Consider the following 13459-nt stretch of genomic DNA (forward strand, 5'->3'; position numbering starts at 1 on the left):
GTTTCCGCCAGGTTTTCCCGGTCAGCAGGTAGCGACGGAGACATTCGCATGAGCCAGACCAATACCTCCACTCGTCCGGCCCCCACCCGCCCGGTATGGGACCCCCTTGTCCGTATCGGGCACTGGACGCTGGTGATCGCGTTTTTCACCGCCTACCTGTCTGGCGACGACCTGTTCAACATCCACAAATGGGCCGGCTATGTCGTGGCGGGCTATGTGCTGGTCCGCATCGTCTGGGGCGTGATCGGCACAAGGCATGCGCGGTTTACAGATTTCGTGCGCGGCCCCGGCGCCGTCCTCGGATACCTGCGCAGCCTTTTCTCAGGCAAAGCGAAGGACTATGCCGGCCACAATCCGGCGGGCGGCGCCATGGTCATCGCCCTGCTCTTCAGCCTGCTGGTCACAACATCGGCCGGCATGGCGCTCTACGCAGTTGAAGACAATGCCGGGCCGCTGGCCGGGATCGTGACGGAAGAAACCTTCGCGCCGCTCGCTTCTGCCTTCGGAGAGGAAGGCGAGCATGGAGGCCATGAGGAATCCGGGGCCGAGGAATTGCTCGAAGGCGTGCACAAGGCCTTCGTCTACATCACGCTGGCCCTGGTCGGCCTGCACCTTGCCGGTGTCGTCGCCTCAAGCCTCGCCCACAAGGAAAACCTCGCCCGCGCCATGGTGACCGGCCGCAAGCAGGTGCACGAGGAGGCCTGAACTTCAGGCCTCTTTTCACCCTCCTGGCCGGGGCAGGCACATCAGCTGTGATGATCCGGTCACCAGCAGCCTGCCCTGCGCATCCCGGATTTCCCCATCGGTTGCCATCAGCCCGTTTTCCGCGACCGGCGCCCGCACCCGCATGTGCAGCCAGTCTGCATGACTGGTGGGACGGTGAAAGCGGTAGTGATAGTCGATGTTCGGCGCGATCCAGGGCGATGGGCCGTCGGTCGGATGGGCCGGATACTGGGCCAGCCAGCCGAACGTATCCAACAGGATGATCGCGCGCCCGGCATCAGCGAAGGCATCCTCCGCCACGGCTCGCGGCGTGAAGCGGTAAAAGCCGGTCAGTTCCGGATCGCGGGCCGCTTCACCCTTGCGCGGCGTCCCCCGGATCGGGCGCTGTTCGAAATGCCGGAAGAATGGATGCGAAGGTTCGTCGGGATACTGTTCTTCAAAAGTGGGTACGCTTTCCGGGTCCGGCAGCTCTTCCTGCGTATCGTCATGTACCAGCCCGGGCAGCATGTCGGATACGGTCCAAACATGACACAGCAGAAGCGTCTTACCCTCCTGAACCAGCTCAGCTCTCAGTAGCTCGCTCCGCTTGCCCGCCTTCACAGGCTCGACGCGGATTTCCGCCGGGGCATATTTGCCCATGCGGAGGAAATGACAGGACATGCTGGCCGGGCGGGACAGGCTGCTCGCCTCACCGGTCGCCCGCAAGGCAAGCGTGGTGATGAATCCGCCCGCCGGGCTCCACAGGCTCCAGCTTTCCGGAAGGTCGACAGCCCAATGCCCTTTTCCGATCGGCTGAAGCCGCGTCGCCTGTTCGAAATCGTCCGACGCCTGCATGAAAGTTCCTCCCGGACATTCTGTCTTCTGACCGCCAGATTAGCCGCGCGGCACAAAGACAGAACCCCCAAAGGGAGAATTTCACATCAATCTTTGCGGGTGGCCGCGTCTGTTCTCGGTCCCGGCCAGATAGCGCGGTCGCCGTCGGGATTGACGGTCATGCCCTGGCCTTCGGTCTGGCGGATCTTGATGGCGCTCACGTCGAAGCCCTTCAGGCAGTTCACGTTGACGCCGTAATGGTCCGGCATCGCCCGCTTGCTGTGAAACGGATAGATGCCGCAGGTCGAGCAGAAATAGTGCCGGGCCACGCCGGTGTTCCAGCGATATTCGCTGAGTGACTCTTCACCGGAGACCAGCGTGAAGCGATCCTTCGGAACGCTGGTCATGGTCGCGCCCTTCATGGCGCAAAGGGAACAGTCGCACTGGTAGACATCCGTGATGTCAGCCTCGAAGCGGAACCGGACGGCCCCGCAATGACAAGACCCTTCCCAGTGCGTCATGATCCTATGCCGGGTCCCATTCGCCGATGGCCTCGTCCATGATGCGGGTAGCTTCGCGGACGTTTTCATCCGTGATCACCAGCGGCGGCGCGAGACGCAGCACATTATTTCCGGCAACACCGGTCAGAAGGTTCTTGTCGCGGCAGACGCCCTGCAGGCCTTTTGGATCAGCCTTCATCTTCAGGCCAGTCAGCAGGCCCTTGCCGGTCACGCCTTCCACCTTGTCGGGATGGCTGTCGGCGATGCTCTTCAGGCTTTGCGCCATGGTGCCGGACACGCGGCGCACTTCTGCCAGGAAGTCCTCGTCCGAGATGATGTCCCAGACGACATTGCCGACGGCCATGGCCAGCGGGTTGCCGCCATAGGTCGAGCCGTGGCTGCCCGGCTGCATATGTTCGCCGCAAGCCTCTGTCGTCAGGCACGCGCCGAACGGGAATCCGCCGCCGATGCCCTTGGCCGAGCATAGGATGTCCGGCGCCGCGCCTTCGGCCCATTCATGGGCGAACAGCTTGCCGGTCCGGCCCATGCCGCACTGGACCTCGTCAAAGATCAGCAGCACGCCGTGTTCGTCGCACAGGTCACGCAGGCCCTTCAGGCACTGTTCCGGCATGGCGCGCACGCCACCTTCGCCTTGAACCGGCTCGACCAGGACAGCCGCAGCGGTCGGCCGGGCCACGGCTTCCTTCAGCGCGTCGTGGTCGCCCCATTCGAGATGGACGAAACCAGGCAGCGCCGGGCCGAAGCCTTCCAGGTATTTGGGATTGCCGCCGGCATTGATCGCGCCCAGCGAACGGCCGTGGAAGGCGCCTGTGAAAGTGATGATGTCGATCCGGTCTTCATGGCCATTGGCCCACTGATACTTGCGCGCGGACTTGATCGCGCACTCGATCGCTTCGGTGCCGGAGTTCGTGAAAAAGACGCGGTCGGCGAAGGTGTCGCGGCAGATCTTGTCGGCCAGCTCTTCGGCGCCGCGTACACGGAACATGTTGGACGTATGCCACAGCTTGCCCGCCTGCTCGCGCAGGGCGTCCACCATGGCCGGGTGCGAATGGCCAAGCGCGTTGACCGCAATGCCTGCAATGAAGTCCAGATATCGCGTGCCGTCTTCGGTGTAGAGGTAGACACCCTCCCCTTTGTCGAAGACCTGTTCCGGCGGCCGGTAGACCGGCATGATATGCTGGCGGGGATCGCTCATCTTTTGCCCTTCCGATGTCGCGAGGATTTCTCTCAGGGCGCCACGCATGACGGGGGGCTGACCGGAAGTCAACACACAGCGCACCTGTGCATGTGACAGTGGGTTCGATTCACGCTTATGTACGGCTGAAATGAACGGGAGTCAGAGGATGAAGACGCTCGCCAGCCTGGCCACGGGGCTCGGCCTGCTTGTGCTGCCGACAGCCGCCCAGTCGGTTGGAGGACGGCTGTCTCCGCCCCTGAATGTCGTGCAGGCCCCGGCCGTTCCGGAGAGGTCTGACAGCCCGGAAGTGTCGCAGCGTCAATCCATGGTGATCGAGGAAGACGGAACGGTCCGGTTCCTCACACCGGCTGAAGCTGCAGAGCTGTTTGTGCCGTCCGACCGGGCCAGCGAATTCAATGTCGAGCTCGATCAGCCGGATGACGCACCCGATTCCCTGAAGATCGAAGTGTCGGGCGCAGAGATCAGCGAAACCCTCACGCCCGACGGCGACACGCGAATCCTGAGGGTCGTTCCGGAAGACGGAAGCCCTAGCTGGCTGATCACTATTACAAAAGATTAATCGAAAAACGATAATAGAACTTGACGATAAACGATAAGTACTTATTGTTAATCGTGAAGCCGGGCGGGACGGATGTGATGTCCAAACGCCCCCTACCTCACCTGAGCCGTTGCTCCGGTCTGCCCGGTCTTCACTTACCCTGAGTTATACCCACCAAACGGAAGAGGCGCGGACCCTTGGTCCGCGCCTCCCACCGTTTGCAGCGTTTCCTCCCAGAAACTTGCTGGGACATAAGGCCGCGCATTTCCGGATGTGTCAAGATTGTGTCCTAGATTTTTTCTAGTAATTCCTTACCTTTAATTGCTGCACCTGCGAACAAGACCTCCAGGCTGGCCTTGGCTTCAGCTGACCATACGGCACCCGGTGACACCGCAAAGACCGCCTCGCTTTTCAGAATCAGCCCGTCTGACAGGATCTTCAGCCCGTTGGCCTTCAGCGTCGCCCCGGTGGAGGTGATATCCACGATCACGTCGGCCGAACCTGTCGTTGGGGCAGCTTCAGTCGCTCCCGCGCTCTCGACGAGGCGGTATTCGCCGACCGACCGCGCCGCGAAGAAGCGCCGGGTCAGGCGCATATATTTGGTCGCAACCCGCAGGCGGCGGTGGTGCGCCTTGCGGAACGCAGCCCCGGCGGCTTCAAGGTCGGACATCGTGTCGACATCCACCCAGGCCTGCGGCACGGCGACGATCACGTCTGCCCCACCGAAGCCCAGCCGTTTCACGACGTCGAAATCGCTCTCCCCGGTCGGGGCGAGGTCATGCAGCAGGTCTTCGCCGGTTACGCCCGCATGCAGGCTGCCATCGACAAGGCCTTGCGCGATCTCCCGCGCCGACAGGAGACGCATCTCCACATCGCCAAGCCCTTCGATCTGGGCCTGGTAGCCGCGCTCGCCGCCAATCTGGGTGACGGGGAAGCCTGCGGAGGCCAGCCATGCCTCGGATTTTTCCTTCAGCCGCCCCTTGGACGGAATGGCGAGTGACAGACGGGTCATGCGCCCCTCCCCTTTGCACGCAGCACGCGGTCGGGCCGCACAACGCCGCCAATGGCGGTGGCGTTCGCCTTGCCGTTCGAGAGACCGGAGACGAGACCGTCATACCGCCCGCCGGAAGCGATGGGCTGGCGCTCGCTCAAATTCGGCCCCAGCGTCTCGAACAGGAAGCCGTCATAATAGGTGAACCGCCGCCCGAAGCCGGACCGGAAGCGGCAGATCGCCTTCACCTCAGGCAGCAATTCCCGGATCAGTTCCATGCGCCGGGCCACACGGTCGATCGCACTGGAGGTGCGTGACAGGCTGTATTTCACAGCGATTGCGTCCAACTGGTCAGCGGCCTCGGCAGCGGTGCAGTTCACCGCCGCCAGCGCGCCGATGACCTCTCGCACTTTTTCCGGCACCCCGCCTGCAGCAAGCGCCGCGGCCCGGGCACGCAGCCCAGCGATGATTTCCGGAACGCTCCGTGTCCCGATCAAGGGGATGCCCCGCTCGGCCAGTGCTGCCCGGAAGGCCGTTTCGGCTTCTTCCGGCGTGGCAGCTTCCAGCGTCGGCAAAAGGTCTGCCTCGATCGGCGCTGGCGATGCCTCGACCAGCGCCCGTACGCCGCCTTCCTGCCGGAACGCGCGCTTCAACAGGTCTGCCGTGACGCGCGGCAGGCCCAGCGCATCGATGAACGCCGGGAAGATTGCGAGGTCTCCGGTGGCAATTGCCACAGGCACCACACCGCAATCGCGAACGGCTTCGTGCACCAGCGCAAAGGCCTCGGCATCCTCGACCGGATCGGAGTCCCGCCCGAAGCGTTCAAAGCCGACCTGCGTGAATTCCATCGGGTCGCCAGCGGCTGCTGGCAGTCGGAAGGCCTCAGCGGCATAGCAATAGGCCTTCGGGCCGTTGGTCCCGCCGGCGAGCCGGTCTGCTTCCAGCCCCGCCACCGGCAGGGTCAGGTCCGGGCGCATGACCATTTCGTTTCCGCGATGATCCGTAAACACGCAAAGCCGCGCGCGGACCGCCTCGCCTGACAATTCCAGCGGAATGTCGGACGGCAGGATATAGGCCGGGTTCACCGGTTCGGCACCGGAGGCCTCGAACCGGGACCGGGCCGCCTTCACGACAGCTGCATAGGTCATGCCTGAGCCTCGACGATGCGGCGGATGGCTTCAACCATCTCTGCGCGCGGTACTTCGATCTGGCCCGGGCGGGCTTCGCGGTATTCCTCATTGGACTTGATGGCCTTCGCTTTAAGCGCGCCCATTTCAAGGTCCTTGATCGTCACCGTGCCCTTGGCCATCTCGTCCTCGCCGACGATGACGACGGCGGGTGCGTTGCGGCGGTCAGCATATTTCATTTGCGGCCGCATGCCGGAGGCGCCCATGTACGCCTCAGCCCGGATGCCTGCGCGGCGGAGGTCCGTCGCGATGGAGAGTGCCGTGGACGGATTTTCCTTGTCGAGGTTCAACACCACAACCGGGCCGTCCAGCTTGCCTGTCTCGCCCATGATCTGCAGGGCGGACGCGAGGCGGGATATTCCGATGGAGAAGCCCGTCGCCGGAACCGTCTCGCCGGTGAAGCGCGCGACGAGGTCGTCATACCGCCCGCCGCCGCCAATGGAGCCAATGCGATAGGTCTTGCCATCTTCGCCGGTCACTTCTCGCAGCAGCTCGGCCTCATAGACCGGGCCGGTATAGTATTCGAGGCCGCGCACGACCGACGGGTCGATCACGACATCGCCTTCCGGCGCGCCCAGCGCATCGAGCGCGAGCGCGATGGCTTCCAGTTCGGCAAGGCCCGCCTTGCCCTCTTCCGTCGAACCTGTGGCTTTCGAAAGATTGGCCAGCGTTTCGGCCCGCGTTGCCGCACCGGCTTCCGCGAAGGCGAGCACCGTCTTCACCTTGTCCGCATCCAGCCCGGCACCCTTGGTGAAGTCGCCGCTCTCATCCATGCGGCCCTTGCCCAGCAGGTCGGCAACGCCGGAAGACCCGAGCCGGTCCAGCTTGTCGAGCGCGCGCAGGATGGCGAGGCGCGTCTCAGCGCTGGAGGCACCCACCCCGTCCAGCACACCATTCAGCAGGCGGCGCGTGTTCACGCGGAGCACGAACTCGCCCGTCTCCATGCCCACGGCGCGGAGGGCTTCGGCGCCCATGGCGATCATCTCGGCATCGGCATGGAAGCCCGGTGCGCCAACTGTGTCCGCATCGCACTGCCAGAATTCTCGGAATCGGCCCGGCCCTGGCTTCTCGTTGCGCCAGACAGGCCCGGCAGCATAACGGCGGAACGGCTTGCCGAGCGACTGGCCAGCCTCTGCCACAAAACGCGCGAGCGGCGCCGTCAGGTCATAGCGCAGCGAGATCCACTGCTCGTCATCGTCCTGAAGCGAAAAGACGCCGGCATTCGGTCGATCGTCGTCGGGAAGGAACTTGCCCAACGCATCGGCATATTCGAACGCGCCGGTGTCGAGCGCCTCGAAACCCCACTGGCGGTAAACCGCGGTGACCTTGCCGACCAGCTCTGCCTGGGCATGGATCAGGCCCTCGCGCTTGTCGGGAAAGCCGCGCGGCTTGCGGGCGAGGTCTTTACCGGAGAGAGGCTGGCTGTCTTTGTCGCTCATGTTTCGCTCTTGGGGTCGCTCTTAGTCGTGTTTGCGCACCGCATAGTCGGTGCTGGTCCGGATTGGAAGGCGACACGTCAACATCAGGCACGCCCCGGCGGTGGCCTGCCTCGTCTGGTCTGGTTCTTGGGGAGAACACTTTGGCAGAGGCGCAGCCGGACCGGTTCGCGCCTCGTCAGCGCGTCACGAATGATGGTGATGGTGGTGCAGTGCAGTGTTCATTACGAAATGGCCGATACGGGGGCGGCCCGGCAAAGTCAACCGAAAGCTCAAGCGTTCTGTTCCTGCCGTGTGAACGGCTTCTGCTGCCCGTCCCGGCGCTCGATCACCTTGAAGATGCCCGTGCCCCGCATCAGCAGCTTGTCACCGGCCCAGATCTTCCCCTCGACCGTGAAGACATCGTCCTGCCGGCCGATTACATGGCCCTTGCCTTCGACGAAGCTGCCCATGCTGGCGCCCGACAGGAAGTCGCACATCAGGCGGACCGTCACCCACCAGGTGTCGTCATCCTTCTCCACCGCCGCGCCCCAGGCCATGTCGGCAAAGGTCATGAGCATGCCGCCATGGGCATTCATCATGCCGTTGGTGTGATGCTCCTCGACACGGAAGGCGCGGGTCAGGCCGCCCGTCTCGTCCCGCTTCTCGAACAGCGGACCCACCTGGCGGCCAAAGCCCCGGTGCCAGGGCAGCATCTGGTAGCCTTCCGGCAGGTCGAATGTCTGGTTGCGTGAAAGATCGTCAGTCATGGCGACCGCTTAGCGCTGTCCGCCGGGATTTGCCAGCCCTCCCCCAACGAAGGGGCGCTGCACTGGGCGCGTCACATCGTCAGCGAGATAAGGTTGATGAACAAATGCGCCATGATCGGCAGGAACAGGCCGCCGCTCGCCACACGCAGTAGGCCCAGCACCATGCCGTACATCATCACCATCAGGATGCCGATCCAGCCATACTGGATATGCTGGATGGCAAAGATCGCAGCCGAGAGGCCTGCCGCCGAAAACGGCGACCAGCCGCGGGCGAGCAGGACGCCCATGACCAGACCTCGATAGACGAACTCTTCCGCAAAAGGGGCGACCAGAACCACAGCAAACAGGATTTCCGCCCGCCGGCCGGTCTGCAGTTGTTGCGTAAAACTGTCACTGACGCTCAGCCCCCCTGGTCCGAACATCGTGGCCAGAAGGTCAGCCATGAAGGTGGCAAGGGCAACCGCGATCATGGCCACCACGACGGCGAATAGCACGATCATCAGGTTCATGTCGCCGGGCTCGGCCACTTCGTCAGCCACCCCCTGAACCTTGAGATAGCCATAGATCGCCATCACGGTCAGGACATTGGCAATGCCGGACAGCGTGATGATCGACATGCCCGGCATCAGGCCATGGACAACGATCGCCGGCAGGATGACCAGGAACTGGTAAGCGACGGCGACAATGATTGCCGTCCAGACCATCGAGCGAAGCCTGGTCACTTGTGTCGCCCGTCCCTGCTGTATGCCAAATTGAACCGCACCCGTAGAACTCCCGGCCCCGGGGATCAAGCATACACTGGAACACAAATATGGCAGACAACGGAAAGCCGCCGGCGCAAACCGGCGGCTTCTGTCGATGGCCCAATACCTAGTCGCGGAAATTCATTTCCTGCAGAAGGGTCGTTCCGGTGATTTCACGGAACTCCGCCCGGTCGGCATTTTCCGAAACAAGCTGTTCCGTAGACGCTTCGGCCCACTCCCGGAACGCCGCATACTGCGCTTCGGATTCCGGCCCGCTCGGGATCTTCTCCATGATGGTCACGAGATAAAGGTCCGGCTCGCCAGCCCGGTTATAATAGTTGCCGAAGACCATGTAGCCCTTGATCCAGCCCTGCGATTTGGCGAACTCCTGCGAAGCACGCCAGCGGTCCGCCAGATGATTGGCATAATAGAGGCCGCCACCGGGTTTGATGTCGACGCCCGTGATTTCCCAGAAGTCGCCGCTGACCAGCGGATAACCATCATCGGCTGTGGCAGCCTCTGCGGCCGGCTCCTGTGCGGTCGCACTGGTGATACAGCTCGCCAGTGCGACGGTGAGCGCCACGCCGGTGATTTTCAGTGAATGGATCAAACGCATTATATTTCCTCCCTTATTTTTTATTCGACATAGTTAACACAAATTAACTATTTCGCATATCACTTGATTTTGGGGATGATTTTTCTGCGTAGTCCTAATCAGTGTAGAAAATAATTCGCCTGTTTTGACGCTATTCTTCAGAGCTCGATCATGTCGAAATCGGATTTGGGCGTGCCGCAGAGCGGGCAGACCCAATCCTCCGGAATGTCGGCCCAGCGCGTGCCGGGCGCCAGCCCTTCTGTCGGGTCGCCATGTTCTTCTTCGTAAATGTAGCCGCAGGTGCGGCACTGCCAGACCTTGTAAGGTGCCTCGCTCATTCCTTCCCTCCTCCTCAGACCGGTGCCAGGCGCGCGCGCAATGACTGGACCAGCGCATCCTTGATGGGTGCGATGTCCGTGCACGGGTCGATCATGTTCTGCATGCGAATGCCGATCAGCGCGCAGCCCGCCATCAGGGCGGTCGCGTCGGCGTCGGCATCTTTGCGGATGCTGCCTTCGGCTTGCCCGCGCTCAATGAGGCTGCGGATCAGCACGCGTTCCACCTCGTGGGACTCGGCGAAGGCCGCGCGGGTTTCCAGCCGGTCGGCAACTGCTGCGGCCAGCAGCATGTAATAGGCCTTGTCTTCTTCCCGCCCGTCCAGCGACCGGCAGTGCAGCTCGACAAAGGCGCACAGGGCCGCGAGGCCATCCATGCGCTCCACGTCTGCCGCCTCCAGCGCTTTGCGCTGCCAGCCGTGCAGGGCAGCGATGAGACTGCGGATCAGCCCGTCCTTGGACCCGAAGCGCTGCGTGACGAGGCCGCGGGAATAGCCCGCCTCCTTGCCGATCGCATCAAACGTCGCGGCTGCCACACCGTTGGCGGACACGACCCGCATCGTCGCTTCCAGCAATTCCTGTTCGGACCGTTCACGCCGCTCAGCCTGCGTGAGCCGTCCGCCCTGGGCGGCGGCAGGATCGGTCGATGAGGCTGTGGACGCTTGGGACATAATACCGCCTAACATATTTGTTGGCTGTATAGCAAGTATATGTTAAATGCTGTTCCAACCGGGAGCCGGGAGCTGCTCCCACCACCGGAGGAAAGCATGACCATACCCGCCCATATCGCCGAAGCCGTTGTCGATCCGAAGGCCTATGCCGACTGGGATCGCTCGCACGAGGCCTTTGCCTGGCTGCGCAAGAACGCGCCGCTGGATGTCGCCGAGATCGAGGGCTTCGATCCATTCTGGGTGGTCAGCAAACATGCCGACATCCAGAACATCGAGAAGCAGAACGACCTCTTCCACAATGAAGACCGCTCGGCGACGCTGACCAATATCGAGACCGACAAGAAGGTCCGCGAGATGATGGGCGGCTCGCCCAACCTGCTCCGCTCGCTGGTGCAGATGGATAATCCGGACCACATGCAGTACCGCCGCCTGACGCAGGCCTGGTTCATGCCGCAGAACCTCCGAAAGCTGGAAGACCGGATCCGGGAGATCGCCCGCGGCTTCATCGACAAGATGGCCGACAAGGGCACTGAGTGCGACTTCGCCCGCGACGTGGCTTTCCTCTATCCTCTGCACGTCATCATGGAAGTGCTGGGCGTGCCGGAGATCGACGAGCCGCGCATGCTGAAACTGACGCAGGAACTGTTCGGCGCGCAGGATCCGGAAGTGAACCGTTCCGGCGCAGAAGTCACCGACTCCGATACCGGCCTCGCCAACATCCAGGCCACTGTCGCAGACTTCTTCACCTATTTCGTGGAGATGACCGAAGACCGCCGCAAGAACCCGCGCGAAGACCTCGCCAGCGTGATCGCGAACGGCGAAGTGTATGGCAAGCCGCTCGGCCACCTTGAAGCCATGTCCTACTATATCATCGCCGCCACGGCCGGGCATGACACGACATCAAACACGACAGGCGGCGCCCTCTGGGCCCTCGCCGAGAACCAGGACCAGTTCCGTAAACTGAAGGACGATCTCTCGCTGATCCCGTCCATGGTGGAAGAATCCATCCGCTGGGAAACGCCGGTGAAACACTTCATGCGGACCGCGACCGCCGACACGGAGATCCACGGCAAGAAGATCAAGAAAAATGACTGGCTGTTCCTGTCCTATCCGTCCGGCAACCGCGATGAGGATGTGTTCGACGATCCCTATTCCTTCAAGATCGACCGCACACCGAACAAGCACGTCGCCTTCGGCTATGGCGCGCATGTCTGCCTCGGCCAGCACCTCGGCCGGATGGAAATGCGCATCCTGTGGGAAGAGCTACTGCCGCGCCTCCAGTCGGTCGAACTGAACGGCAAACCGAGCCGCGTCCAGGCGAACTTCGTCTCCGGCCCGAAATCGATCCCGATCAAATTCAAGATGAACTAGGGCCTTCGCCCACAAGCTTCAGTTCAGGCCGACCGCTGCCAGCGCGTCGGCCTGTCTTTTTGCAACAGTCTCCACCGAGAAGCCTTCGAGGCTCTCTTCGAACAGGCGGCAATAATTGAGCTCTGCGCCAAGGCGCAGATAGGCGGCGCCGAGGCCGATGGCGGCCCGGTCCATGAAGACGAACTCGCGCGGGATCTTCACCGGGCCTTTTTCCTTGAGCAGCTTACGGACCGTGAAGGCCTCCTTGCGGCCATACTCCCCGGCGGTGACCCCATCGGCGACAGAACGCACGCGGTCGTCCAGCAGCGGGCCATAGATAAAGCGCGCCCAGATGTTCAGCACCTCGACCAGCTCTTTCGAGAGGCCGACAAAGCCCCACTTTTCATAAGCGGCATAGGCCGCATCGAAGTCATCCCGCTGGAGGGCGCGGTAGAGATCGACCACGCCTTCGACAAAGGTTGGCGGGAAGATGCGGATGCAGCCGAAGTCGAGCAGGTTCAGCCCCGTGCCCTCCCCGGTCACCTGATAGTTCCCGAGATGCGGGTCGCCATGAATCACGGCGTGAGAGTTGAATGGCCCCCACCAGGTCCAGAACAGCATTTCGGCGATATGATTGCGCGTCGCCTGCGGCGCGTCCTCGAAAGCGGTGAGGCGCCGGCCGGTCAGCCAGGTCATGGTGAGCAGGCGGTCGGTGGAGAGGTCCTCGACCGGTTCCGGCACCTGCACGAAGTCCTTCTCCGCCAGCATCAGGGCGTAGAGCTCCATATGCTTGGCCTCGCGGGCATAATCGAGCTCCTCGCGCAAGCGGTCGGTGATCTCCTCCACCATGGCGGTCGGGTCGATCGAGCCGTCCATGCGCTTGAACAGGCCGAGCACCGTCTTCAACTGGCCGACATCGCTCTCCACGGCGCTGGCCATGTCCGGATATTGCAGCTTGCAGGCAACCTTGCGCCCGTCATGCAGCGTCGCGGCATGCACTTGCCCCAGCGAGGCAGCGTGAGAGGCCCCGTGCCCGAACGTCGCGAACCTGCCCTGCCAGTCCCCGCCAAGCTCTGCCCGCATGCGCCGGCGCACAAAGGGCCAGCCCATGGCGGGCGCCTCGGCCTGCAGCTGCGCGAATTCGGCAGCGTATTTCTCCGGCAACAGGTCCGGCACGGTGGACAGCATCTGCGCCACCTTCATCAACGGGCCTTTGGACTTGCCGAGCGCGGCGGCCAGCGCGCGGGCGATCTTCTCGTCGCCCTGGTCGCCGCCGAACAGGCTCTGCGCGGCGAAGGTCAGCCCTGCCCCGGACAGGTTCGCGCCAACCTTTGCCGTACGGCTGAGGCGCCCGGTCAGGCGGTTGCGTTCAGGATCTTGCGGGCGGTCAGGCGTGTCGCTCATGTCACTCATATAGAGTGTACGCACGAGACTGGCACAGGGTTTGCGGCGCCGCAGGCCAGAATACAGGTCTCAACAGCTTTCTGACTCCACGGGGTGACAAGCCCATCAGGCGGCGTTATAGCGCGCCGCTCGAATTCATGACCGGCCTGTAATGCACGGTTAACCACAAGAGGTACCCGCCGGCGCGTCCGGCCATGCCAATCCC

General features: G+C 62.9%; 15 protein-coding genes. 3 read left to right on the forward strand and 12 right to left on the reverse strand.

Annotation, left to right across the window (positions count from 1 at the left end; all coding sequences use genetic code 11):
- Nucleotides 1-48: 48 nt before the first annotated feature.
- Nucleotides 49-705 carry a cytochrome b/b6 domain-containing protein gene (locus tag HY26_RS14230; RefSeq protein WP_112073878.1) on the forward strand — a complete coding sequence of 219 codons (657 nt, stop codon included), beginning with the start codon at nucleotides 49-51 and terminating at the stop codon, nucleotides 703-705.
- A gap of 15 nt (nucleotides 706-720) precedes the next feature.
- Here HY26_RS14230 and HY26_RS14235 read toward each other — a convergent pair whose 3' ends face one another.
- The 3 genes from HY26_RS14235 to HY26_RS14245 all read right to left on the reverse strand — a co-directional run bounded on the left by HY26_RS14235 (nucleotide 721) and on the right by HY26_RS14245 (nucleotide 3252).
- Nucleotides 721-1557 (reverse strand): thioesterase family protein, encoded by an 837-nt coding sequence (locus HY26_RS14235; RefSeq protein WP_112073879.1) that lies wholly within the window; start codon nucleotides 1555-1557, stop codon nucleotides 721-723.
- 86 nt (nucleotides 1558-1643) lie between these two features.
- Nucleotides 1644-2057 carry a GFA family protein gene (locus tag HY26_RS14240; RefSeq protein WP_112073880.1) on the reverse strand — a complete coding sequence of 138 codons (414 nt, stop codon included), beginning with the start codon at nucleotides 2055-2057 and terminating at the stop codon, nucleotides 1644-1646.
- Between the two features lie 4 nt (nucleotides 2058-2061).
- Nucleotides 2062-3252 (reverse strand): aspartate aminotransferase family protein, encoded by a 1191-nt coding sequence (locus HY26_RS14245; RefSeq protein WP_112073881.1) that lies wholly within the window; start codon nucleotides 3250-3252, stop codon nucleotides 2062-2064.
- Nucleotides 3253-3400: 148 nt separating this feature from the next.
- Here HY26_RS14245 and HY26_RS14250 point away from each other — a divergent pair, with 148 nt between their 5' ends.
- Nucleotides 3401-3814, forward strand: a complete 414-nt coding sequence (locus HY26_RS14250) for a hypothetical protein (RefSeq protein WP_112073882.1) — start codon at nucleotides 3401-3403, stop codon at nucleotides 3812-3814.
- Nucleotides 3815-4082: 268 nt separating this feature from the next.
- On the opposite strand, the gene hisG is transcribed toward HY26_RS14250, so the two are convergent.
- The 8 genes from hisG to HY26_RS14290 all read right to left on the reverse strand — a co-directional run bounded on the left by hisG (nucleotide 4083) and on the right by HY26_RS14290 (nucleotide 10500).
- Nucleotides 4083-4805 carry an ATP phosphoribosyltransferase gene (hisG, locus tag HY26_RS14255; RefSeq protein WP_112073883.1) on the reverse strand — a complete coding sequence of 241 codons (723 nt, stop codon included), beginning with the start codon at nucleotides 4803-4805 and terminating at the stop codon, nucleotides 4083-4085.
- A complete protein-coding gene (locus HY26_RS14260) occupies nucleotides 4802-5932 on the reverse strand; it encodes an ATP phosphoribosyltransferase regulatory subunit (RefSeq protein WP_112073884.1) in 1131 nt (376 codons plus the stop codon). Before HY26_RS14260 ends, hisG begins: the two co-directional genes overlap by 4 nt.
- Entirely contained in the window at nucleotides 5929-7410 is a 1482-nt protein-coding gene (gene hisS / locus HY26_RS14265) for a histidine--tRNA ligase (protein ID WP_112073885.1), read from the reverse strand. The genes HY26_RS14260 and hisS overlap by 4 nt, the downstream gene beginning before the upstream one ends.
- A 269-nt stretch (nucleotides 7411-7679) precedes the next feature.
- Nucleotides 7680-8156 carry a PaaI family thioesterase gene (locus HY26_RS14270; RefSeq protein WP_034761868.1) on the reverse strand — a complete coding sequence of 159 codons (477 nt, stop codon included), beginning with the start codon at nucleotides 8154-8156 and terminating at the stop codon, nucleotides 7680-7682.
- Between the two features lie 71 nt (nucleotides 8157-8227).
- Nucleotides 8228-8878 carry a CPBP family intramembrane glutamic endopeptidase gene (locus HY26_RS14275; RefSeq protein ID WP_139068872.1) on the reverse strand — a complete coding sequence of 217 codons (651 nt, stop codon included), beginning with the start codon at nucleotides 8876-8878 and terminating at the stop codon, nucleotides 8228-8230.
- A gap of 148 nt (nucleotides 8879-9026) precedes the next feature.
- Complete coding sequence (locus tag HY26_RS14280) at nucleotides 9027-9515, reverse strand: hypothetical protein (RefSeq protein WP_112073886.1); 489 nt, start codon at nucleotides 9513-9515, stop codon at nucleotides 9027-9029.
- A 137-nt stretch (nucleotides 9516-9652) separates the two neighbouring features.
- The gene (locus HY26_RS14285; protein ID WP_034761866.1) at nucleotides 9653-9832 is read right to left on the reverse strand and encodes a rubredoxin; all 180 of its coding nucleotides are present in this window, start codon (nucleotides 9830-9832) and stop codon (nucleotides 9653-9655) included.
- Nucleotides 9833-9846: 14 nt separating this feature from the next.
- On the reverse strand, nucleotides 9847-10500 hold the full coding sequence (locus HY26_RS14290; protein ID WP_158531513.1) for a TetR/AcrR family transcriptional regulator: 654 nt from the start codon (nucleotides 10498-10500) through the stop codon (nucleotides 9847-9849).
- A 96-nt stretch (nucleotides 10501-10596) separates the two neighbouring features.
- On the opposite strand from HY26_RS14290, the gene HY26_RS14295 reads away from it, so the two are divergent.
- Nucleotides 10597-11871, forward strand: a complete 1275-nt coding sequence (locus HY26_RS14295; protein WP_112073888.1) for a cytochrome P450 — start codon at nucleotides 10597-10599, stop codon at nucleotides 11869-11871.
- An 18-nt stretch (nucleotides 11872-11889) separates the two neighbouring features.
- On the opposite strand, the gene HY26_RS14300 is transcribed toward HY26_RS14295, so the two are convergent.
- Complete coding sequence (locus tag HY26_RS14300) at nucleotides 11890-13254, reverse strand: AarF/ABC1/UbiB kinase family protein (RefSeq protein ID WP_112073953.1); 1365 nt, start codon at nucleotides 13252-13254, stop codon at nucleotides 11890-11892.
- Nucleotides 13255-13459 lie beyond the last annotated feature (205 nt).

Source organism: Hyphomonas sp. GM-8P, assembly GCF_003263315.1.
In the GTDB taxonomy this organism is placed as follows: Bacteria; Pseudomonadota; Alphaproteobacteria; order Caulobacterales; family Hyphomonadaceae; genus Hyphomonas.

Bases quoted from the DNA above. Each gene is read 5' to 3' on its own strand.
- hisS (WP_112073885.1), bottom strand. From the start codon at position 7,410: ATGAGCGACAAAGACAGCCAGCCTCTCTCCGGTAAAGACCTCGCCCGC.
- HY26_RS14290 (WP_158531513.1), bottom strand. From the start codon at position 10,500: ATGTCCCAAGCGTCCACAGCCTCATCGACCGATCCTGCCGCCGCCCAG.
- HY26_RS14260 (WP_112073884.1), bottom strand. From the start codon at position 5,932: ATGACCTATGCAGCTGTCGTGAAGGCGGCCCGGTCCCGGTTCGAGGCC.
- HY26_RS14270 (WP_034761868.1), bottom strand. From the start codon at position 8,156: ATGACTGACGATCTTTCACGCAACCAGACATTCGACCTGCCGGAAGGC.
- HY26_RS14235 (WP_112073879.1), bottom strand. From the start codon at position 1,557: ATGCAGGCGTCGGACGATTTCGAACAGGCGACGCGGCTTCAGCCGATC.
- HY26_RS14295 (WP_112073888.1), top strand. From the start codon at position 10,597: ATGACCATACCCGCCCATATCGCCGAAGCCGTTGTCGATCCGAAGGCC.
- HY26_RS14250 (WP_112073882.1), top strand. From the start codon at position 3,401: ATGAAGACGCTCGCCAGCCTGGCCACGGGGCTCGGCCTGCTTGTGCTG.
- HY26_RS14245 (WP_112073881.1), bottom strand. From the start codon at position 3,252: ATGAGCGATCCCCGCCAGCATATCATGCCGGTCTACCGGCCGCCGGAA.
- HY26_RS14300 (WP_112073953.1), bottom strand. From the start codon at position 13,254: ATGAGCGACACGCCTGACCGCCCGCAAGATCCTGAACGCAACCGCCTG.
- HY26_RS14230 (WP_112073878.1), top strand. From the start codon at position 49: ATGAGCCAGACCAATACCTCCACTCGTCCGGCCCCCACCCGCCCGGTA.
- HY26_RS14280 (WP_112073886.1), bottom strand. From the start codon at position 9,515: ATGCGTTTGATCCATTCACTGAAAATCACCGGCGTGGCGCTCACCGTC.
- hisG (WP_112073883.1), bottom strand. From the start codon at position 4,805: ATGACCCGTCTGTCACTCGCCATTCCGTCCAAGGGGCGGCTGAAGGAA.
- HY26_RS14285 (WP_034761866.1), bottom strand. From the start codon at position 9,832: ATGAGCGAGGCACCTTACAAGGTCTGGCAGTGCCGCACCTGCGGCTAC.
- HY26_RS14240 (WP_112073880.1), bottom strand. From the start codon at position 2,057: ATGACGCACTGGGAAGGGTCTTGTCATTGCGGGGCCGTCCGGTTCCGC.